Annotated in this window: 20 protein-coding genes; 12 read left to right on the forward strand and 8 right to left on the reverse strand. The window is 49.9% G+C overall.

All coding sequences use genetic code 11. From position 1 onward, the window contains the following. Positions 1-6: 6 nt before the first annotated feature. The 7 genes from B9D94_RS06525 to B9D94_RS06555 all read left to right on the forward strand — a co-directional run bounded on the left by B9D94_RS06525 (position 7) and on the right by B9D94_RS06555 (position 7,275). The gene (locus B9D94_RS06525; RefSeq protein WP_148246658.1) at positions 7-2,268 is read left to right on the forward strand and encodes an MMPL family transporter; all 2,262 of its coding nucleotides are present in this window, start codon (positions 7-9) and stop codon (positions 2,266-2,268) included. A 138-nt stretch (positions 2,269-2,406) separates the two neighbouring features. Beyond that, a complete protein-coding gene (gene yfkAB / locus B9D94_RS06530) occupies positions 2,407-3,546 on the forward strand; it encodes a radical SAM/CxCxxxxC motif protein YfkAB (RefSeq protein ID WP_148246659.1) in 1,140 nt (379 codons plus the stop codon). 25 nt (positions 3,547-3,571) lie between these two features. Then, positions 3,572-4,897 (forward strand): hemolysin family protein, encoded by a 1,326-nt coding sequence (locus B9D94_RS06535; protein ID WP_006212069.1) that lies wholly within the window; start codon positions 3,572-3,574, stop codon positions 4,895-4,897. Positions 4,898-4,931: 34 nt separating this feature from the next. Continuing rightward, positions 4,932-5,963: a sporulation integral membrane protein YtvI gene (gene ytvI, locus B9D94_RS06540; protein WP_006212068.1), complete on the forward strand. Its 1,032-nt coding sequence runs from the start codon at positions 4,932-4,934 to the stop codon at positions 5,961-5,963. Between the two features lie 149 nt (positions 5,964-6,112). After that, positions 6,113-6,334 carry a spore coat associated protein CotJA gene (locus B9D94_RS06545; protein WP_006212067.1) on the forward strand — a complete coding sequence of 74 codons (222 nt, stop codon included), beginning with the start codon at positions 6,113-6,115 and terminating at the stop codon, positions 6,332-6,334. 5 nt (positions 6,335-6,339) lie between these two features. Next, positions 6,340-6,615, forward strand: coding sequence for a spore coat protein CotJB (locus tag B9D94_RS06550; RefSeq protein ID WP_006212066.1), 276 nt, complete (start codon positions 6,340-6,342; stop codon positions 6,613-6,615). A 90-nt stretch (positions 6,616-6,705) separates the two neighbouring features. Next, positions 6,706-7,275: a manganese catalase family protein gene (locus B9D94_RS06555; protein WP_006212065.1), complete on the forward strand. Its 570-nt coding sequence runs from the start codon at positions 6,706-6,708 to the stop codon at positions 7,273-7,275. Positions 7,276-7,328: 53 nt separating this feature from the next. Here B9D94_RS06555 and B9D94_RS06560 read toward each other — a convergent pair whose 3' ends face one another. Both B9D94_RS06560 and B9D94_RS06565 read right to left on the reverse strand, forming a co-directional pair. Continuing rightward, positions 7,329-7,970 (reverse strand): hypothetical protein, encoded by a 642-nt coding sequence (locus B9D94_RS06560; RefSeq protein ID WP_231888237.1) that lies wholly within the window; start codon positions 7,968-7,970, stop codon positions 7,329-7,331. Positions 7,971-8,385: 415 nt separating this feature from the next. Then, positions 8,386-8,673 carry a hypothetical protein gene (locus B9D94_RS06565; RefSeq protein WP_172963912.1) on the reverse strand — a complete coding sequence of 96 codons (288 nt, stop codon included), beginning with the start codon at positions 8,671-8,673 and terminating at the stop codon, positions 8,386-8,388. 179 nt (positions 8,674-8,852) lie between these two features. Here B9D94_RS06565 and B9D94_RS06570 point away from each other — a divergent pair, with 179 nt between their 5' ends. Beyond that, positions 8,853-9,539, forward strand: a complete 687-nt coding sequence (locus B9D94_RS06570) for an HAD family hydrolase (protein ID WP_006212061.1) — start codon at positions 8,853-8,855, stop codon at positions 9,537-9,539. A 103-nt stretch (positions 9,540-9,642) separates the two neighbouring features. Here B9D94_RS06570 and B9D94_RS06575 read toward each other — a convergent pair whose 3' ends face one another. Genes B9D94_RS06575 through B9D94_RS06600 form a run of 6 tightly spaced genes read right to left on the reverse strand, consistent with a single transcriptional unit; the run spans position 9,643 to position 16,355 of the window. Beyond that, positions 9,643-10,758: a YheC/YheD family endospore coat-associated protein gene (locus B9D94_RS06575; RefSeq protein WP_063480368.1), complete on the reverse strand. Its 1,116-nt coding sequence runs from the start codon at positions 10,756-10,758 to the stop codon at positions 9,643-9,645. Next, positions 10,740-11,279 carry a GNAT family N-acetyltransferase gene (locus B9D94_RS06580; RefSeq protein ID WP_148246661.1) on the reverse strand — a complete coding sequence of 180 codons (540 nt, stop codon included), beginning with the start codon at positions 11,277-11,279 and terminating at the stop codon, positions 10,740-10,742. Before B9D94_RS06580 ends, B9D94_RS06575 begins: the two co-directional genes overlap by 19 nt. A gap of 56 nt (positions 11,280-11,335) precedes the next feature. Next, on the reverse strand, positions 11,336-12,442 hold the full coding sequence (locus B9D94_RS06585; protein WP_036643312.1) for a YheC/YheD family endospore coat-associated protein: 1,107 nt from the start codon (positions 12,440-12,442) through the stop codon (positions 11,336-11,338). Continuing rightward, on the reverse strand, positions 12,439-13,812 hold the full coding sequence (locus tag B9D94_RS06590) for a YheC/YheD family endospore coat-associated protein (protein WP_006212057.1): 1,374 nt from the start codon (positions 13,810-13,812) through the stop codon (positions 12,439-12,441). The genes B9D94_RS06585 and B9D94_RS06590 overlap by 4 nt, the downstream gene beginning before the upstream one ends. Next, positions 13,809-14,945, reverse strand: a complete 1,137-nt coding sequence (locus B9D94_RS06595) for a YheC/YheD family endospore coat-associated protein (RefSeq protein ID WP_148246662.1) — start codon at positions 14,943-14,945, stop codon at positions 13,809-13,811. Before B9D94_RS06595 ends, B9D94_RS06590 begins: the two co-directional genes overlap by 4 nt. Before the next feature lie 15 nt (positions 14,946-14,960). Then, entirely contained in the window at positions 14,961-16,355 is a 1,395-nt protein-coding gene (locus tag B9D94_RS06600) for a YheC/YheD family endospore coat-associated protein (protein WP_006212055.1), read from the reverse strand. A 137-nt stretch (positions 16,356-16,492) separates the two neighbouring features. Between B9D94_RS06600 and B9D94_RS06605 the strand changes: the two genes are divergently transcribed. From B9D94_RS06605 to B9D94_RS06620, 4 genes are all read left to right on the forward strand, one after another. Further along, the gene (locus B9D94_RS06605; protein WP_148246663.1) at positions 16,493-17,659 is read left to right on the forward strand and encodes a DUF445 domain-containing protein; all 1,167 of its coding nucleotides are present in this window, start codon (positions 16,493-16,495) and stop codon (positions 17,657-17,659) included. A gap of 70 nt (positions 17,660-17,729) precedes the next feature. Then, a complete protein-coding gene (locus tag B9D94_RS06610; RefSeq protein ID WP_006212053.1) occupies positions 17,730-18,077 on the forward strand; it encodes a YlbF/YmcA family competence regulator in 348 nt (115 codons plus the stop codon). Positions 18,078-18,192: 115 nt separating this feature from the next. Then, the gene (locus B9D94_RS06615) at positions 18,193-18,480 is read left to right on the forward strand and encodes a hypothetical protein (protein WP_148246664.1); all 288 of its coding nucleotides are present in this window, start codon (positions 18,193-18,195) and stop codon (positions 18,478-18,480) included. Between the two features lie 177 nt (positions 18,481-18,657). Beyond that, positions 18,658-19,992, forward strand: a complete 1,335-nt coding sequence (locus B9D94_RS06620) for a DRTGG domain-containing protein (RefSeq protein WP_006212051.1) — start codon at positions 18,658-18,660, stop codon at positions 19,990-19,992. Positions 19,993-20,058 lie beyond the last annotated feature (66 nt).

The following is a 20,058-nucleotide window of genomic DNA, read 5'->3' on the forward strand; positions in this document are numbered from 1 at the left end:
TGACTCGTGAAACGTAACGGCCGTACAACATTGCTGCATACATGGGGGCGACAGATATATCGCTACCGTAAAGCCGTTGTTGTAACTTGGCTTATTTTGTTTTGCGGGCTGCTTCCTTTTGCGTTTAAACTTCCCTCCATATTGCAGCATAACGGATTTACACCGGAGGATAGTCCCGCCCAGATCGGGATTGAAAAGCTGGAGGAAGGGCTGGGGCTTTCGGCAGCCTCGCTGGATATTGTCGTGGTCAGCAACAGTGATGAGAACCTGACAACAGGCATGGCGCAGAGGCGTATTCTAACGGAGCTGGAGCCTTTGCGTTCCCGTCCTTACGTGAGAGATATCTATATGAATTTGGCAGCTCATAGAGCCGGTCAGGACCATATCGTATCGGTGACGGTGCTGCTGGACCTGGACTCCTCGGAAGCCCTGTTACAGTTTGATGAGATTAGGGAATCGGTCCCTGCCATTACGGGAGCGGATACTTACATAACCGGAAATACGGCCATATTCGCCGATATGAATGAAGCTGTCAAAAGCGACATAATCCAAGCCGAGATGATTGGCATACCTGCAGCTTTGATCATTTTGGCCGTGGTCTTCGGCACATTGACCGCGGCGATCCTTCCGCTGATCGCAGGCGTGGTCAGCGTGGTTGTTACGATGGGGCTCCTGTATTTTGTTGCCATGGCTGACGGTTCGATCAGTAATTTTCTTCCGAATGTTGTCACGATGCTGGGTCTGGCTGTAGGTATTGATTATGCTCTGATCGTAGTAAGCCGATTCAAAGAAGAGATGCAAGCGCGCAGCGGAGACGTGGAAAGTGCCTTGGCCGTCACTTGTGCAACAGCCGGCAAAGCGGTCATGTTCTCCGGAGCCGCTGTATTGATCGGTTTTGTGGCCATGGGTTTTATCAATCTGCCGATTTTCCGTTCCTTTAGCCTTGGCGGCATTACGGTGGTGCTGTTATCGGTTCTGGCAGGCAACACGCTTCTTCCCGCACTGTTGGGGCTACTGGGACCCCGCATTCATACACTCCCTCTATTCCCGGCCAAATTCCGGCACTTCCGTGCACAGCAGACTTCAGGCATGTGGAGAAAACTATCCAGGTTTGTCATGGCTCATCCTGTGACGATCTCGATAGCTGTGATCGGTGCGCTTCTGCTGGCCATTTATCCGGTACGAAACATGAACATCGAGATCCCGGCTGCCGAGGTTCTGCCTCCAGCCTATGAATCCCGTTATGGTCATGACCTGCTTGCACAGGCTTATGATGAGCGTGAACTAAACTCCATCGTTGTTGCTGTGGAGCTGCCTGCCTCTTATGAGGATTTGCGCAGCATCGAGCAGATGAAGGCATATACGGATGAAATCAGGATCATGCCGGGCGTGAAGCGGGTGGAGAGCTATCTGAGCATCGGGCGGGGGTCCATCGATGAAGTGTCCAAGTATTTGTCTCGTGCAGATATCCGCCAGCAGCTGGAACAGCATCGTTTCGTAAGGGGAGAGATGGCCGCAGTAGCTGTGATTCCGGAATACGGTGAATCTCATGCGTTAACAACGCAGCTTGTCCGGGATTTGAGAACGATGGATGCGTTGGGCCTGACAACCTATGTAACAGGTAGCCCTGCTTATAAACTGGACATCATTGACGTTATTCATCAGAATATTCTGTTTGTCCTTACCTTTGTATTTGTAGTGACTTACGTCATTCTCCTTATAGCGTTCCGATCGATGGTGCTCCCGTTAAAAGCGAGTGTGATGAACCTGCTCAGCCTTGGTGCGGGACTCGGGATCGTTGTGTGGGTATTTCAAGAGGGGATAGGCGCAGAATGGCTGGGCGTGTCCTCAACAGGATCCATTTTTGCACTTTTGCCGATCCTGATATTCTGTGTTGTGTTTGGCATATCCATGGACTATGAAGTCATGATGCTCTCTCGGATTATGGAGAACTATGAGCGGACGGGGGATAATGAATACAGCACAGCCGAAGGTCTGGAGAGCACGGGTGGGCTGATCACAAGTGCTGCCCTGATTCTGGCTGTCGTTGTGGGTGCCTTTGTATTTACGGATAATGAAGTCATGAAAGCAATCGGTTTAGGTTTAACTGCGGCTGTTCTTCTGGATGCTACGGTGATTCGTGTTTTACTTGTTCCTGCATTCATGAAAATGCTGGGCAAAGCCAATTGGTGGAGTCCAAACTGGATGTTTTCTCGATATAAGCCTGCTGCCAGGGATACGCCTGATCGCGGAAGGGAAACCGGCTGATATTCACCAAGAATGAAACACAAGCCTTCTGTACGGGTATGTTATAATCATATAATGGGCATGATCAACAACCGTAAGTACATCCATGTAAGTTGTACTGATAGAATCGGTAATTCAAAGAAGTAAGGTGAGTGAACCATGAGTAATACAGCACAGCCATTTCCATCAGCTTTGAGGCCCATTTCGCCGAGTTATGATCCGTGGGATCCGATAACTTCATTGCGTGAGCATGGCCGCCATGTGCTGACCAGCGTGGAAATGACAGTGACGCATCTTTGTAATATGCGCTGTGAACATTGCGCTGTTGGCGATATGCTTGTCATGAAGGAAGCTCCGATGCTGCCACTTGATACCATGCTGAGGCGGCTCGACGAGGTAGAGCATCTGCAGACGATCAGTTTGACCGGTGGGGAGCCGGCATTTCTCGGCAAGACGGTGGACAACGTGATTGTTCCCCTTCTTAAGTATGCCAGGGATCGGGGAATTCGGACCCAGATCAACTCTAATTTGACGCTCGATATCAGCCGTTACGAGAAGATGCTGCCCTATCTGGATGTTATGCATATCTCCTTTAATTATTTGAACGGGGACGACTTCTATGAAGTCGGATTTGCGAATAGTGCGCGTCCTGTTTCTAAGGAAACAGCATACAAGATGTATGATACGATGCTTCTCAATTCGGAAAAATTGAGTGCGGCGGGAATGTACATCTCCGCTGAATCCATGATTAACTACCGAACGCATACCAAATTGGGAGGCATTCACAGGTTGATTAAGGACATGGGCGCCAAGCGGCATGAAGTCCATCCGATGTATGCATCGAACTTTGCTTCTGCTCTGCCTGTGTTGTCCTTAGCGGATACGAAGGCCGCCATTCAGCATTTGCTGGATGTGCGCGACCCTGAGATCTGGATGCTGTTCGGAACGCTGCCTTTTTATGCGTGCAGCTTCGATGCTAACGATCAGGAGATCATCCGCCGCCTGCGGCAAGAGCCTAATGTAACGGTTCGCAATGATCCGGATGGTCGCAACCGGGTGAATGTGAATTTATTCTCGGGTGACGTGTATGTTACGGATTTTGCTGATATCCCGGCTTTTGGTAATATTAAGGAACAGAAGCTGGACGATATTTTTGACGAATGGTCGACCGGCCACCCGTTAAATCAAACCGTCAACTGTCATTGTGATGCAGTAAGCTGCTGCGGCCCGAATTTGTTGGTAGCTGACATGTACTATCGGGGTGTGGATTTCAAGTCAAGAAAAGCACAGACAAACTAGAACCCTAGAAAGAAGGCGTGTCATCATGGCAGAGGAATTTGAGGTCGGGCAACTGATTTTGAATTTACTCTTGGTTTTCCTGCTCGTTTTGTTGAACGGTGTGTTTGTAGCTGCGGAGTTTTCACTTGTGAAGATGCGTCAATCCCGGTTGACCCAGCTCGTTAGTGAAGGCAACCGGCTTGCAGGTATTGCGCTGAAAGTTAACCAAAAGCTGGATGCGTATTTATCCGCGACTCAGCTTGGAATCACCTTGACTTCACTGGGTTTGGGCTGGATTGGGGAACCTGCAATTTCGGATTTGCTGGTAGCGCCGATTATGCACAGTATTGGCTTTACGGATGAGCGATTGATCAGCACAATCTCCGTTGCAGTCGGCTTCTGTATTATCACCTTCCTGCATATTGTATTAGGGGAGCTTGCCCCTAAATCAATTGCGATTCAGCGAACGGAGGGGACGGCACTGATCCTGTCGGCTCCGCTGCTCTGGTTTTACCGCATTTTTCTGCCGGTGATCTGGATACTCAATGCGTCCGCAAACCGTATCCTCAAGCTGGCCGGTATTCAGCCGGTAAGCGAAGCTGAGGCGGCCCACTCGGAAGAAGAGATTCGAATTCTGATGAACGAGAGTGCAAAGAGCGGGGTCATCGATGAGAATGAGATGAAGCTGATGGACAACCTGTTCGATTTCTCCGACTTGCGAGCCAGGGAAATCATGCTGCCGAGAACCGATATGGACGTTCTGTTCACGAATCTTACGTTGGAAGAGAACTTGCAGATTGTCAGCGAGACGAAGCATTCCCGTTATCCGGTTGCAACGGACAACAAGGACCGCATCATCGGATTTGTTCATATTACGGATCTTTTACTCGCCGATCCTGAGAAACAGCGTGATCTGGCCAGCTTGGTCAGACCGATTATGGACGTATCGGAATCGACGGAGATCAGCAAGGTGCTTCGTCAGATGCAAGCGAAGCATGAGCAGCTTGCTCTTGTGATAGATGAGTATGGGGGAACTGCCGGCATACTCACAGCCGAGAAGATTCTGGAAGAGATCGTCGGTGACTTGTACGATGAATTTGAAGATGAACGTCCGGAAATGGAAGTGTACGATGAGTACTTTTCGGTGGATGGGCGAATGCTCATTGAAGAAGTGAATGATTTAACCGGATTAATGATTGAGGAGCATAATGTTGATTCCATTGGCGGCTGGTTATTCAAGGAACTTGAAGGTAATCCGGCAGTCGGGAAGAAAACAACATTCGATGGAGTGGTCTTCGAGGTGGAGGAGTCAACCCGTTTTCGTGTAAACCGCGTCATGATTCATCAGAAGCTGGATAGCAGCTTCACTTAGAACTAGCAAGACTCTATTTGTTAGGAAGTGGATTATGTCGATTAAGCAGCTGATATTTATCGGCCTGGGGCTCTTCTTGCTGTACGGAATGTTTACGGTGGGAGCTCCCTTCTTGTTGGCCATTGTCATTGCTATTGCACTGGAGCCGTTAAATCGGCTCTTAATGAAAAGGCTGCGGCTCAATCGGATCGCGGCGGCCACCGCTACAAGCACACTGTTCCTTCTCTTGCTGCTGCTGTTAGCCTATTTAATCGGCCTGCAGGTGTTTAACCAGCTGGTTGAGTACTGGAGCCGGGCTCCGCAATATTTTGAAGGGGCTAACGAATTCCTTCAGCATACGATTATACAAGCTCAAGACATGCTGAACGGCATTTCGCCGGGACTTGCAGACAGTCTGACCGAGTTTATGTCGAATATTTCTTCCTATGTGCAGTCGCTTGTCAATTCGGTATCATCGACATTCCTGTCCTTTGCCAAAACATTGCCTAACCTGTTTGTAACCTTCATCGTGTTCTGCGTGGCCGTGTACTTATTTGCCTTCAGTCTGGATACGATGCGAGAAAGAGTGCTCTCCCTGTTTGATGAGACATCGCAGTCGCAGGTGAATGAAGTGCTGCTCAGCCTGAAAAAATCAATTTTCGGATTTTTACGGGCACAGCTGATACTCAGTCTGTTTACATATGTGATCACACTGCTGGGCTTGCTGATATTAGGGATTAACTACCCGCTGGCAATCGCTCTGCTTGTTACGATTGTCGACATTCTTCCGATTCTGGGTGTAGGGTCCGTATTGGTGCCATGGTCGGTGTATCTGCTTGCAACAGGTGATGTTTTCACAGGGCTCGGCTTGATCTTCCTGTTCATTCTGATTACGGTGATCCGCCGTGTATTGGAACCGAAGGTCATCGGTGATGCTGTTGGTATAGGCGCATTACCTGCTCTGGTCAGCATGTATGTCGGATTTAAGCTGGTTGGCGTCATCGGATTTTTTATCGGTCCATTAGTCGTCATTATCTACTCAGCGATGCGCAAAGCAGGCTTGTTCCAAATCAAAATTAAATTTTAAGGACAACTTGAAAAGAACCCTTTTCCCGGAAATATTCCAGGGATGAGGGTTTTTTTGTCAATTTGGAGTTCATTTTCTGGGCGAAGGACATATGTTAATTACGAAGAGTCCTTGATATTACGGATAGTAAAACATAAGGAGGAATACCCTTGAAGGAGAATCCAGAGGTACGTGTCTACCCGGTTTTTCATTCCCCGTTTGATCCTTGCCCTCCCAAACTCTACAGATCGTACGTTGTCCCTGTTAACCAGTATATCGTATTTCAACCGGCTGGACTGCCACAATTCAGCCCTGCCGAAGCGTTGAGATACGGAACGTTGTGGCCATCCTTATATAGTCCGTATACCTCGCGAAAATTTAAAGGAGAGTGAGCGGCGTGAATGAAGCCAAACCCCAGGTTGGTGATCTGAAGTATTACGAATTGCTGGAGCAGCTGCAGGCATTGGATTTTGTCCTGGTGGAGCTGAATCTGTTTTTGGATACTCATCCGGATGACCTGAAGAGTATTGAGCAGTTTAACAAGCTGACACAGGAAAGAACGGTACTTGCGAAGCAATTTCAAGAGCTGTATGGACCCCTGCAAAATTTTGGCCGTGCATTTTCTAAATATCCCTTTGAATGGGCTCAAGGCCCCTGGCCTTGGCAGGTTTAATGGTGCCGTCACTCGGGCTGCAACTTCCTTCACGAACGGCATGCAGCCCTCAAGATTAGGAAAAGCGAGAACAAGGAGGCGGAAGAGCCCATGTGGGTATATGAAAAGAAGCTTCAATATCCGGTCCGTGTAAGTAAATGTGATCCAAGAATGGCGAAGTTCTTGATTGAGCAGTACGGAGGTGCCGATGGCGAGCTGGCGGCAGCGCTCCGCTACCTGAATCAGCGATATACCATTCCTGACAAGGTCATTGGGCTGCTTAATGATATCGGGACTGAAGAATTCGCACATCTTGAGATGATTGCCACCATGGTATTTAAATTAACGAAGGATGCAACGGTGTCGGAGATGGAAGCTGCAGGACTCGGTGCTCACTACGTGAATCACGACCATGCGCTGTATTATGAGAATGCCGGAGGTGTACCATGGACGGCAGCCTATATACAGGCCAAAGGCGATCCTATCGCGGATTTGTATGAGGACATTGCCGCAGAAGAGAAAGCGCGTGCTACATACCAGTGGTTGATCGATATGACGGATGATGTGGATTTGCAGGACGGTCTTAAATTTTTACGGGAACGTGAAATCATTCATGCCATCCGTTTCCGGGAGGCGGTAGAGATTATTAAGGATGATCGGGCGACAAAGAAGGTTTTTTAAATAGGGAATACATAAAGTCCCACCGGCAGCCTGCCGGTGGGACTTTATGTATCTTACTGCATCTGCAGGCTGAACTGAGGTTCCGTTCGGAGGTAGTAGTTGCCCCTAACCTCCGCAGTCCAGTTGGCAAAGACCTCTCTCCACTGCACGCTGCCAAAAAATTCATCCACGGTCTGATTGTCGGAGTCCCATTCCACGAAAATGTTCAGCGGCGTGATGCCGCCTGCCCAGATCCCATTGGTGGTATCGGTCCCCCGTTCCCTGACCAACAAGATCGGAAGGCCAAATTGGAAAGCCATCGACGGTTCGATCTGTGAAAAGGTAGAGCCCTGCCAAAACGGCGTGGTTGTTGGCGGCTGCCCGACGTTAGCTTCCAGGATCTGCACAAAAAATCTTCGGAAGTTGATAGCCAGCATACCGTAGCTGGAGATGACCAGACGACGGATGTTGGTCAGCACCGTCTCGGGATACTGCTCGCTCTGCGGCAGGGTGCGTGGAAATAACAAAGCGTCCTCAATTTCCAAAACCAGCCGATTGAAAAATTGCTGCTGCACGTTGTTCAACGAATTGGCCGTGCTCAAAAAGATTGGAATCCGAAAAGCCCGATCGATGCATTCGTTGTATGCGGCACTCACTTGTTGGGCAGCGGGGGCGTTTGCTTGACTCGTAGAAGAAGATGCGTGATGAATGCGCACAGTGGGAAACTCCTGGATCCGGGCGAGCGGGGGAAGTTTTTTTAAGGGGATGTGCTTGGGTTTGGCTTTCGCTTTTGCATGATTCATGGTTTTCTGGCTCCTTCATCGGCAAAATCAAATATATCCCAGTCTATGTACGTTCGCCTAGTTTAGACACAGGCTGGACTGGCTGACGGAGGAAAATAATCGACAATGACTCTGTCCGATTTGCTTTTTGCTTACGCAATGAACAAATAAGGCCAGGCTAATATCTGCCAGACTGTCCTGTATATGATGGAGCTTCGGCGGTTGCCTTTGCCTAGTGATTCAGTCAGTAAGTACCTGCCGGGATGGCGCCGTCTAACGGTGGCAGTCGGTATTGTGCGCAGCTACGCTGTTCATCTGGCGCACGTGTCCGAAGTAACCAGGTCGAAGATTACCTTTCAACGGCCAGCGATACCCAGACAATCAGAATATAGAATAGCAGAGGGATCGTGATTCCCATCGCCATGAGGAGCCACACCAGCGGCGTTCTGATCATCTCCTTAACAATCACGATGGGGCTGCGGACATACCTCTCTCTTTTTAGACGGCTGACTATTCGCTTAAGAATGGCAGCCTGTTCGTCTGAATTATATCGATTGAGCTCTGTCGCCAGTTCGGCTTCCAGTTGCTCGATTTGCTGCGCAGCGGCGGATTCCTGAGTTCCCGGCACGTCGATCATCCTTTCACATTAACTCACTATCTTTATAACAACGATTAAGCTCCCCTGGTTACGCATACTTTATAGGCTGAAGTCCAAAAGTATATAGGAATTGGGGTTTGCAGTTGTGATATGGTTCCTATATGATGAGGGGAGATTAGACTAAAATCAGATTATACGGAGCGAAGGGAAGGACCAAATTGGAAAACACAGCAACTTTGATCAAGCCGGAAGCAATGATATTTGACATGGATGGAACGCTGTTTCAGACGGAAACCTTGCTGCTGCCTGCCTATCACAAACTGTTCGACATTTTGCGTGAAGAGGGGCATTATCAAGGGGAAACACCGGATGAGGAGCTGATGCTTGGATGTTTGGGAATGCTGCTCGATGACATCTGGAAGAAGGTCATACCGAATGGAACGCCTGCTGCCCATCGCAGGGCAGATGAGCTGCTGCTGCAGCTGGAGCTTGAGGGATTGAACAATAAAACAGGCATATTGTATCCTGAGGTGAAGGAAACGTTAGAGGAGCTTCATCAGCGCGGTGTCCGTTTGTTTGTTGCCAGCAACGGTCTGGAGCATTACGTTAAGGGCATTGCTGATGCGAGAGGAATCATGTCGCTCTTTGACGGAGTCTACAGTGCTGGAGAGCATGGAACGGCTTCGAAGGTAGATCTGGTACGGTTACTGCTGGATCAGCATAATATCCAGAATGCCTGGATGGTAGGTGACCGGTCGTCGGATGTGGAGGCAGGCAAAGAGAATGGACAGACCGTCATTGGATGTCAGTACGCTGGCTTTGGCGGGGAGCAGGAGCTGAAGGGTTCGGACGTTGTCATTCATTCTTTTTCACAGCTGTTGAAGCTTCATGATCAAGCGGAATAGATAGATAGGAGTCACAAAGGCTGTTCCCAAGGGTAGGAACCAACTTGGGAACAGCCTTTGTGTGTTCTTCTGAATTCTGAGATACGGCATTCGTAAGCTTCGATTAAGCATTTTTTGCGGATTTTTTTTGACTGTATACCCACATTGCATACTCTAGAGGCCTTACCATGGATTCCCTGTAAGCCGTCATATCGCCGATTTGCGAGAAGACTTCCCGCGATGGCTTCGGATTAACCTCGATAATGAGGATTCTCCCGGATTTATCAACGGCCAAATCCAGGGCGAGTTCGCACAAGCCCCCGTACTGTTCATCAAGAAACTTAGCGACATCCACGCCGAGAGCGTCGGCTTCCTCGCGGATGCTGGCACGCCTTGCCGGATCCGCAATCCATTTGCTCAGCAGTTCTTCCATCCTTGTTGCACGTCCGCCGCCATGCAGATTGGAGGTGACGCTTTTGGGTGCTCCAACGCGTCCTACGCAGCCCGTCACTTGCCAACGGCCGGTTCCATTTTTCTGTACGAGCATCCGGTAATCATGCACTCTGCCATCCGGCAGTTCCAGCTGTATTCCTTCCTGAACCAGGTATCTATCTTTATTGCCCCAGCCTGAGAGGTATTGGGCCAGATGGCCTGAAGGCATGCGTTTTGGTTTAATAATGTTGCGGTTGGCATTGCGTCCCTGGACTTCATAGGTACCTGCGACACCTTCCACTTTGTTTATCCTCAGAATTCCGCGTCCGCCCGTTCCGTTAATCGGCTTAAAGTAGACGGTGGGATGAACATTCAGCATCCGGTGGATATCGCTGGTGCTCGTCACGATCCGGGTATCCGGCAAATGGGGCCGGAATCGTTTCTTGGTGGATAATATTTGATGAATCGTCCATTTATTGCGCAAGGGTCTGTTCAGAAAGAGTAAATACCGGTAGCGGGAACGAAAGCGCAGCAGTTGTTGAAATCGGGCGCTCTTTTGAATTCGGCAGCGGTCAAAGATCATATGGGGAAACGAACGCCAATTTCGGCTCCATTTGTTGTTGTCAGGATCGTACTCCATGGCGTTGATCAGACCTTGTGAGCTGTTGACATCGGCAGGGGTGAAGACATAAACGTCCATCCCCATCGCTTTACCTTCCCTGATCATATGCTCGTAGATATGCCGTTCTTCCAGCTTTTTTCGATCATCCAAGTAAAGCGTCATGATACCTAAGATGGGCTTTGACACAGAAGGTCACCTTCTTGAATAGAGTCAGCATTAGGCGCTGAAGAACTCTGGTATTGGTTTAAGGGCAGGGTTCCGCTCATAATGAGCGTTGGCTTGCCTGTTGGACCCTGCTCAAGGGCGATAGCTTGTAAGCCTGCATGGAAGCACATTTGCAAACTGGCTGAATGATCGGCAGCTACTTTGCAGCGCAGCCGACCAAGTCTGGACAATTGTGAGCGGATCAGGGAAGAGCCGATATGCCGGTTGCGGTATAGCGGGTGCACCGCAATCATACAGGCACCTTCGCCATAGTCCGCCGCATAGCAAATTCCCACAGGTATGCGGCCGATATCGCTTCGAACTGTAGCCGCTATAATAGAAGTACCGGGCTGCATCAATTCATCGTAGGATAGCGAAGCCAGACGCTGATAACCTTCACGGGTTAGACGCTTGCTGCTATACCGCCGGAGAAAGTCGCTGCACTGCTGTCGTGCATGCGGCCATTCATCCGGACTTGAGAGAGAGAGACATGAGATTTCCACAGGATCCCCTCCTTTCCTATAATCCCTAAGGCTCGGTTTCGAGGCGAGGCAACGTCCTATCGTTGATTGATCAGATAGTCGGAATATTGAAAAATCCGCTCAAGTGACTTTTTACGGATGGCCGGTTCGTCAAATTTCATCGGTCTCGAGTTGGCTTCGAAAAACCAGAGGACGCCTTCGCTGTCAATTCCAAGATCCATCGACATTTCACCATGCGTATGGCCGGAGCTTTTCTCAATCTGCCGGGCCATGTGCACGGCTGCTTTTCTAACTTCACTAAGAATGGCCTCAGAGCGCTCCTGACCGAACACGATTGGAAGCAATTTCTCGGGATCCTCAATGGTTCCTCCGCGGGGAACATGTGTGGTTATGCTCTTGGCACCTGCCATGCGAGCGCCGATGCCAGTGACGGACCACGCACCAAACTCATTCTTTTGCACAAGAATTCGAAGGTCAAAAGCGCGTCCATGGACCTGGGCCAGCTCGATTCCCTGCTGGATCAAGTAAGAGCTCCCTTTGGTTTCCTGATAGACGCGATTCCAGAGCCGTTCCAGAGACGCCGCTTTATAAGTCGTGCTGTTCTTGTTGTTCTGAATTTGAATGCGGTAAGGAAGGGAGTTGTTCCTCTGATACCGCACTCTCATGATGCCTTGCCCGGCTTTTCCATCCTCGGGTTTCAGATAAAGGTAAGGCTTCCGTTTAATCATCTCGTATAAAGTGGGGAAGCCTTTCATACGCTTCGTTAGAGGAGCCCATTTTTTAGTTAAGCGTGATTTGTTCAGCCACGAGAAGAGCTGCCATTTATTGAAGAAGTGCGGATTGTAAATATCGATGTGGGGGTGCTTTTGGCATTCCTTGATTTTGCGGCGGACCCAGGGGAGGGATTCATCCTCCCGGTATGGAATCCGGTTGTATATAACCTGGGGCAGAGGACAGAGCCTCTGCTCCCAGGAATTGTCGCTCTGCAGTGTATAGCCCTTGACCGTACCCGAGTTTAGTTTCAGATCACGCACGGTTACTACATAGACCATAAAGCCCATATCTTTTCCCGTCTTGATGATTTCCTGAAAGTTCTGCCGGTTGCCCCTGAACATGGAATACGAATCATGCATGGTCAGAATAGCTACAACCGGTCTTCCATCACTCTCCACTCGGCTGATCACGAATCATTCCCCCTGTGGAAGCCACTCAGATACATGCTGTGCTCAAAAATATGCTCGACCGATGCTTTTCCTTCCCCTTTGAGCAAAGGATGGCTGAAGATCGATCTGCCGGGCTTCGAATTCGCTTCAAACATCCATATTCTCTCGTTATCATCAATGCCGATATCGAACCCGATTTCTCCCAGCAGATGCGGATGATGATTCTCGATGGCTTCGGACATCGCAATGGCGGCGTCCTTGGCGCGCTCCAGCACATCACGCGACCTGGAGCCGAAGGCACGGGAGAGCGCCTGCTCCGGTGTCATTAAGGAGCCGCCGTTCTTGATATGCGTTGTTACGCTGCCCCGGCCGGCTTTTTTGGCACCGATACCGACCACCGACCAGCGGTTCTTGCTGTTCTTATGCATATGGAATCTGAAGTCGATGGGGCAGCCGTCAATTTCAATAAGCCGAATTCCCTGCTGGATGACATAATTCTTCAGCTTGGAGCCGTGTTTGGCCTGAAGCATCCGCATCATGCTGTTAAAGTTCGGGAATTTCAGCAGTGTGTTACCACCGTTTCCGTGATATCGCGCATAGTATCCTTTTTTGGGGAGGTAGGTCAGCCGGTAGATGCCGAGTCCTAAACTTCCGGCTGAGGGCTTATAGTAGACAAAGCTATGGCGTTCCATCATATCCTTGATCCGCTCGGGACTTGGATTGTTATAGGTTTCTGGTAAATATCTTCCTGCCTGCACGTCGCCGTCCAGCTGTGAATACACATCCGATTTATTGAAGAATGCCCAATTGAAGAATTTGATATTGCGTTTGCCAAACCGGTCTCTGAGCTGATTGGTGAACGGGGAGAAGTCGGTTTTCCGGCTGGGCAGGCGGTTATAGACGACGTCAGGAAGCGGAACGGTTTTGCGCACAAAGCCGCCGTTAGAGCCGAGCATATAGGCCTGCACGGTTTCACGCTGCCAGTTGATATCCCGCGGGGCGAAGGCATATACAAACATCTTCTTATTGCCCTCACGAAGCAGCTGCTTGATATACGAAGTCCTGGCGCCGAACGGGCTGGATGGATTATGTGGTCCATCGGACAGAACGCCAACAACGGGCCCGAGTTCGATTTCTCCGTCACGGGGGGAATGAATATAGACGGGTCCTTGTCTGGGGACATTGATGCTGTTTCGGACGCCGTTGCTTAAATAGATATGTTTCCCCGACCGCTCTATCGGTTTCACAGAAGCGGACACGGCATTGGTGCCGATGCGAAGCTGAATGGATTTCCTGCTTGTTAGTCCCAGGCTCCGAAGCAGCGAACCGGATAAAAAGACGACTTTTTCGGGCTGCTGCGAGAAATGAATATTTCCGAAATTCAAACTCATGTATTTACCCTCCTAAGTTGTCGAAGCAATAAATAACGGGCGTATTGAATCGGATGTTCGACGGACAGCCGGGCTGCGTCACCATCTCCCGTTAGTGTAAATGCGCGTCGGCCAGGTTTGGAATTGACCTCCAGAATCCATACTCGCCCGCTCATATCCACGCCGAAATCGATTCCCAGTTCCCCAAGACGGCCGAACCCTTCTTCCAGCAGTGAAGGAAGCTGGGCGGACAATTCCCGGATGGTCTGAATGATCTTCAAGGCCTTCTCTTCCCCGAAATCGGAGGTTAGATATGGAAGGGCGGGGTAAGCCGTACCGCCTCCATGAAGGTTAGAGGTCAACCCCTGGACAGCTCCTTGCCTTACTGCAATTCCTGTAATGGACCATAAGCCGCGATCATTCTTCTGGACCAGCGACCGGATATCGTACGGCTCCCCGTTACGGTTATGAAGCTTCAGGAAGGGTTGAATGATAAATCGGCGTCTGCCGGTAAATCTCCGCACCCAGTCGTTCATCTTCTCCAAGGGAATGGTCTGCTCGAACATGCGATTGCTCCGATCTCTCCCTTGCAATTTGACATGCAGCTCATCTATCCAGGAGATGCACAGCGTGTGACGACCCTGAGAGCCTCCGCTTGGCTTCATAAAAATGCCGCTGCCAAAAGCCAGCAAAGCCCGGTTCAGTGATTCGTCTCCCGTATAACTTAAGGTTGCAGGAAGATAAGGTCTTAAGGCGGCTGAATGCTTCAATAATTGATGTACTTTTTGTTTGCCTGGCAAACCGCGCGACCATAGTCTGGAACCTCGTTGTAACATGCGGTTTAGAGATTCGCTTGCGGCGGCGGTTTCCTCGCCGTTTCGATGCAGACCTCGGTCATAGATGATATCAGGCAGTGGAAAGCTGCCGGAACTCCACTGTTGATCCGGGCCGTAACAATACCCTTTGATTCTGTCTGAACTGCTTCCTGCATCGTCAGCAGCAAAAGCATCGTCCGGGCAAAAAACAAATACCTGCATTCCGAGCTTCCTGCCCCTCAAGCTTAATTCACGAAGAAATTCCTTCTCGGCAAAGGGAGGGGAACCTGGTCTGCGGCATACCATGACACCCAGGGTGCCTATCATGTTTAAGGACATAAGGTTCTCCTTTTTTTAAAGACCCGTCAAGAATTGACAATATTGAACGAGGCGTACGGCTGAAGGTCTAACTTTGGAGTCGGCATTCAGCGGTGCATTTTCACCTTTGGAAGGCTTGGAATTGACTTCAAGGAGCCATATGCGTCCTGACGTATCAATCGCCAAGTCAATGCCGAGCTCACCGAAATGATATGGAATGGCAGCCTCCAATCCATGAGCGATGTCCAGTGCGATCTGGTTCATTCGAGCAGGCGCTGTTTGTTTGGAGGTTAACGGAATTCCACTCATCGCAAGCGCATCCTTGACGGCAGAGAGCGTACCGCCTCTGGCAAGATTGGACACAAAGTGATTTCCGCCGGCGATTCGGGCTACGACAGAAGTCACCGACCATTTGCCGTTTTTGTTTTTATGAACAAGCACGCGAAAATCGACGTTTCGCCGGTTGATGCGGATCAAATCCAATCCTTGCTGAATTTGATAACGCGTTTTCTTGATTTTTCCTGATAAGCTGCTGAACAGCTTTGGAAGCGAGGAGTAGGTATTTTTCTTGATTCCTTCAAGAGAGGTGGTCATCGTCTGATAATGGCCGTTCTCTTGGCGGGATATCCGGATGATTCCTTTTCCCAGACTTCCACGTACCGGTTTTAGAAACACCGTCCGATAAGCGGCACACATTTTTTTGAGGGTTGGATAACCGCTCAGTAAATAGGATTCAGGCAAATACTTTTGAAGTTTCGCATCAGGTCCGAGTGCTTCAAAAACATCGGATTTATCGAGAAATTTCTCATTGAAGATGTGGGTGCCGAATCGTGATTTTACTTCTCTCATAAAATGCTGTACGCTAGGACTATTCTCCAGTTTGCGGGTAGACAGCCGGTTATTAATGACGTCTGGAGCTGGAACGCTGAGCTTTTTCCACCCCGCGTCATAGGCAATCGCTTCAAGTGTCGACGGGTTCGAACCGATCATGTCAGGGGTAAAGAAGTATACATATGCGCCTTGTTTCCTGGCCGCGTTTACCATTTCCAGGCAGAAGGCTGAAATGGATCCGAAAGGTTTGTCTGGCTCATCCGGGTGATAGCGACTGACCATAACCCCGATAAGCGGACCGAGCTTCAGAGTCCTTTCTAATGGAAAATATTTGACATTCATTACGGTTCGAGGAAGAAGTCCCGAATTGCTGAATACGGAAGGGTTAAGATGCAACGAGTTCGATTTACCTCCTGAAGTGACTTGAATTTCCTGCTTGAAGGAGCCAAAGGCAAGCTGTATCGGCGAATCTGTGGGGATACGGAGCTGTCTTATGAGCCGATCACCAAGCTTGATATCGTTATCCGGAAGCTGGGCTGAACGGACTAATTGAACCGATATCTTGGATTTGGTGTTGGGTTTAATCTTGGATTTGCGCATGATGGATCTCCTTCCGACAACAACTGGATACTTAAGTGAACAGACTAAGAACTTCATCTGATCATTGCATGTAATGCATCATATGAGGACATATATCCCTTGGTGATTGTACTGCTCGGGAAAAAGGAGTGCTTAAAATGCCGAACTGGCTGTTTATTTTGGTGAACGTGTGCGTAGCTGCTTTTGTCGGCGGCATCACCAACCACTTTGCGATAAAAATGCTGTTTCACCCCCGCGAAGAAAAAATTCTGCTTGGTCGTCGCCTGCCATTTACACCAGGCTTGATCCCGAAGCGCAAGGAAGAAATCGCAGAGTCGTTGGGACATGTGGTCTCGGACTATCTGGTGACAAGCAAAGGACTGCAGGAACTCATCCGCAAGCCCGTATTCCGGGCCAAGATGGAGGATACCCTTCATCGGAAGCTGGTGGAATGGAGCCAATCGGAACGGAGCCTGGGAGACTTGGCGTTGAAGGTATGGAGTCCCGAGCAGTGGGAGCAGGTAAAGGTTCGGGCCGAACAATCGGCGCGCTCGCTTACGGCCCAGGGCGCATCTGCAATATGGCATGGGTATGAGCTGGGAGCCAAACCGCTGAAGGTGCTTGTTCCCGGTTGGTCGGAAGAAACGATCGAGGGCTGGAGCAGGGCAGCCACTGATATGGTGCTGAAGGAACTGGGGAGCACGCTGCTGTCAGCCAAAGGCCAGCTAATGCTATCGGATGTGGCTTCCTCGCTCATCGATAAGGCGGGCGGATTTTTGGGCACAATGGCTTCGATTTTTGTGGATGAGGATAAACTGATTCAGAAGCTGACCCCCATGCTGATCCAGCAGCTTGAGGGAGATCAGGTTCGTAAGACGATTACGGACATCATCTCAGGAAAATTGTCATATTACGGCGATATGCCGCTTGGGGAGGTCATCGAGCATGCAACGGGCGAGCCAGGGCTGACGTGGATCGAACGCACATTGGATGATAAGCTTCCTTGGGCCAAGTGGATTCAGCAAATCGAAAATCTTCGCGTTGCCGACGTGATCGGGACGCGGATGCCTGCCATCGAGGCGGCGCTGCCGGGCTTGCTTGACAAAGCCCTGGGCTTCCTGGAGCGAGGCGTTCCTGTGGCCATGAAGGCTGTTAATTTACCACAGCTTGTTCAGGAGCAGGTCCAGAAATTTCCCATTGAGCGGCTGGAAGAGGTCATATTAAGCGTCTCGGGGCGGGAATTCAGGGCCATTACGTGGCTGGGCGTCCTGCTGGGGGGAATGATTGGATTGTTCCAATCGATGTTAACCCTGCTCTGGAGATAGATGGATATTCATCGAGTGCAAAGCAAACAAATACGGCAATGAGGCCGAACATAATTGGAGGAAATTAAAAATGAACATCTATGATAAAGCGCACGATTTGGCAAAAGCGATGAAGGAAAGCCAGGAGGTACAGGAGATTACGGATGCGATGAAACTCGTGGATGCCGATCCGGAGAGCCGACGCATGCTGGATGATTTCCGTCAGCGTCAGATGGAGCTCCAGCAGCGCATGATGTCGGGGGATATGCCGGCACAGGACGAAATGGAGAAAATGGAGAAACAGTTCGATGTGCTTAGCCTGAACCTGAACATTCGCCGTTTGTTTGATGCAGAGCGCCGTCTGAGTGTTATTATTGAAGACGTGAACAAGATCATTTCAGATAGTCTTCAGCATCTGTATGGCCCAGGCCAACAATAAATTCGTCATTGGCATAGCCGAACTGGATAAATTTCGAAAACTTGTCTCATAAATTGTGCAGACTCCTCATAGAGTAGAAATATAGATTTCAGAGAGTAGAGGAGCTGCGTTTACAATGAAAAAGAAGAAGAACAAGTTTAAGCACACGTCTTATTTGTTGGTCGCACTGGGCATGTTGATATACGCCCTTCCTAGCATTTCTTTCACAGGAGGGTTCTCATGGGTTTCTCTGTTCGGTGCAGTCTGGGCTGGATTTGCCCTGCTCGTTATCGGCTCGCATCTCTATTACCTTATCGGTGTTGATGATGCAAAACAGAAAGCACTTGATGAGATTCGTAAGGAAAAAATGCATCAATGGGAACTGAAATGGCCTGAAGAACAGAAGAGCCAGGAAGCGAATTAATAGCAGGGGACGATAAGTACCGCGACAAGAACAAATAAACTCCCTAGGGCGGATTGGATGGCTGCACCCATCCGGTATCCGCAGGGGAGTTTTTTGCGTTGGCCGGGTATGGGAGCTTGTTAGGACGTGATATAATAGATACAGTATGGTACAGATAGTGTTCCGGGGGTGTAACAGATGGACGTTCGAGATGATACGATTACAAAACACGAGCAGTTGGTTCAGCATATCGAAAGTTTGAAGGTTGGGAGCAAGATATCCGTCCGCCGATTAGCCAAAGAGATGGGGGTGAGCGAGGGTACCGCTTATCGTGCCGTGAAGGAAGCGGAAAGCCTGGGCATCGTGGTCACCAAGGAACGGATCGGCACGGTTCGCGTTGAACGCAAGCCGCGGAACATATCGGAGCAGCTTACGTTTGCGGATGTTGTTGAAATTGTGGAGGGGCACGTATTGGGCGGTGCGGAAGGGCTGAACAAGAGCCTGCACAAATATGTGATAGGTGCCATGAAGGTAGAGGCGATGATCCGGTATATTGATGCGGGAAGCCTCATGATTGTTGGCAACCGGGAGGATGCGCATTTCCTGGCATTGGAGCAGGGAGCGGGAGTATTGATTACGGGCGGTTTCGGTACGAGCCGTGAAGTGAAGCAGCTGGCAGACCAGTTGGACCTGCCCATCATATCATCCCGACATGATACGTTTACGGTAGCCTCCATGATTAACCGCGCCATTTTTGACCGTTTAATTAAGAAGAAAATTATGCTGGTCGAGGATATTGCTCATGATAAACCCAAGAATCACCAGTTGAAAAACTCTGTTACCGTTCAGGAATTTAAGCGGATTATCCAGGAGACCGGAGAGATTCGGTATCCGGTAACCGATGAATGGAACCGGGTCATCGGCATCGTCGGGGTTCGGGATGTGGAGGGATTGGCCGAATCCCAGCCGATCGAGAAAGCAATGACCCGCAATCCGGTAACGGCAAGTTTGAAGACGTCCCTCGCTTCAGCGGCACAGATTATGATGTGGGAGGGAATCGATTTTCTCCCGATTGTCGATAGGAACCGCAAGCTGCTCGCAACCGTCACCCGAAAAGAGGTGCTTGGCGCACTTCGCGATGCCCGAAACCAGCCTCAGCTTGGAGAGACGTTTGACCAGCTGATCTGGAATGGCATTGCCGAGGATCGGGATGAGGAAGGGCATTTGTTTTTCCACGGCTTTATTACTCCCCAGATGGCCACGGATCTCGGTACGATTTCTCAAGGCGTGCTCACAACGGTGATGAGTCAGGCGGCTGTCAAGGCTGCCAAGGATATCAGCGGGTGGGATCATGTATTGGATCATCTGTCGACCTATTTCATCCGGCCCGTGCAGATTGAGGATCCCATCGTCATTATTCCGAAATTGCTGGAAATCAGCCGGCGCACCTGCAAGATGGAGATCGAAATCCAGCATCAATCCAGTCTGATTGCCAAAGCGGTCATGACGATGCAGGCCATCGATCATGGATAATACAAACGCTTGAAATATAAAGGGGCATCCCATAGGTCGCTATGACCTGACGGGATGCCCCTTCAG

It is taken from the genome of Paenibacillus sp. Cedars (genome assembly GCF_003184205.1).
Classification (GTDB): Bacteria; Bacillota; Bacilli; order Paenibacillales; family Paenibacillaceae; genus Paenibacillus_AQ; species Paenibacillus_AQ glucanolyticus.

Excerpts from the sequence above, each read along its gene's own strand:
- B9D94_RS06590 (WP_006212057.1), bottom strand. The coding sequence starts at position 13,812 with ATGAGTTTGAATTTCGGAAATATTCATTTCTCGCAGCAGCCCGAAAAA.
- B9D94_RS06565 (WP_172963912.1), bottom strand. The coding sequence starts at position 8,673 with ATGATCGACGTGCCGGGAACTCAGGAATCCGCCGCTGCGCAGCAAATC.
- yfkAB (WP_148246659.1), top strand. The coding sequence starts at position 2,407 with ATGAGTAATACAGCACAGCCATTTCCATCAGCTTTGAGGCCCATTTCG.
- B9D94_RS06605 (WP_148246663.1), top strand. The coding sequence starts at position 16,493 with ATGCCGAACTGGCTGTTTATTTTGGTGAACGTGTGCGTAGCTGCTTTT.
- B9D94_RS06555 (WP_006212065.1), top strand. The coding sequence starts at position 6,706 with ATGTGGGTATATGAAAAGAAGCTTCAATATCCGGTCCGTGTAAGTAAA.
- B9D94_RS06610 (WP_006212053.1), top strand. The coding sequence starts at position 17,730 with ATGAACATCTATGATAAAGCGCACGATTTGGCAAAAGCGATGAAGGAA.
- B9D94_RS06615 (WP_148246664.1), top strand. The coding sequence starts at position 18,193 with ATGAAAAAGAAGAAGAACAAGTTTAAGCACACGTCTTATTTGTTGGTC.
- B9D94_RS06595 (WP_148246662.1), bottom strand. The coding sequence starts at position 14,945 with ATGTCCTTAAACATGATAGGCACCCTGGGTGTCATGGTATGCCGCAGA.
- B9D94_RS06535 (WP_006212069.1), top strand. The coding sequence starts at position 3,572 with ATGGCAGAGGAATTTGAGGTCGGGCAACTGATTTTGAATTTACTCTTG.
- B9D94_RS06620 (WP_006212051.1), top strand. The coding sequence starts at position 18,658 with ATGGACGTTCGAGATGATACGATTACAAAACACGAGCAGTTGGTTCAG.
- B9D94_RS06600 (WP_006212055.1), bottom strand. The coding sequence starts at position 16,355 with ATGCGCAAATCCAAGATTAAACCCAACACCAAATCCAAGATATCGGTT.
- ytvI (WP_006212068.1), top strand. The coding sequence starts at position 4,932 with ATGTCGATTAAGCAGCTGATATTTATCGGCCTGGGGCTCTTCTTGCTG.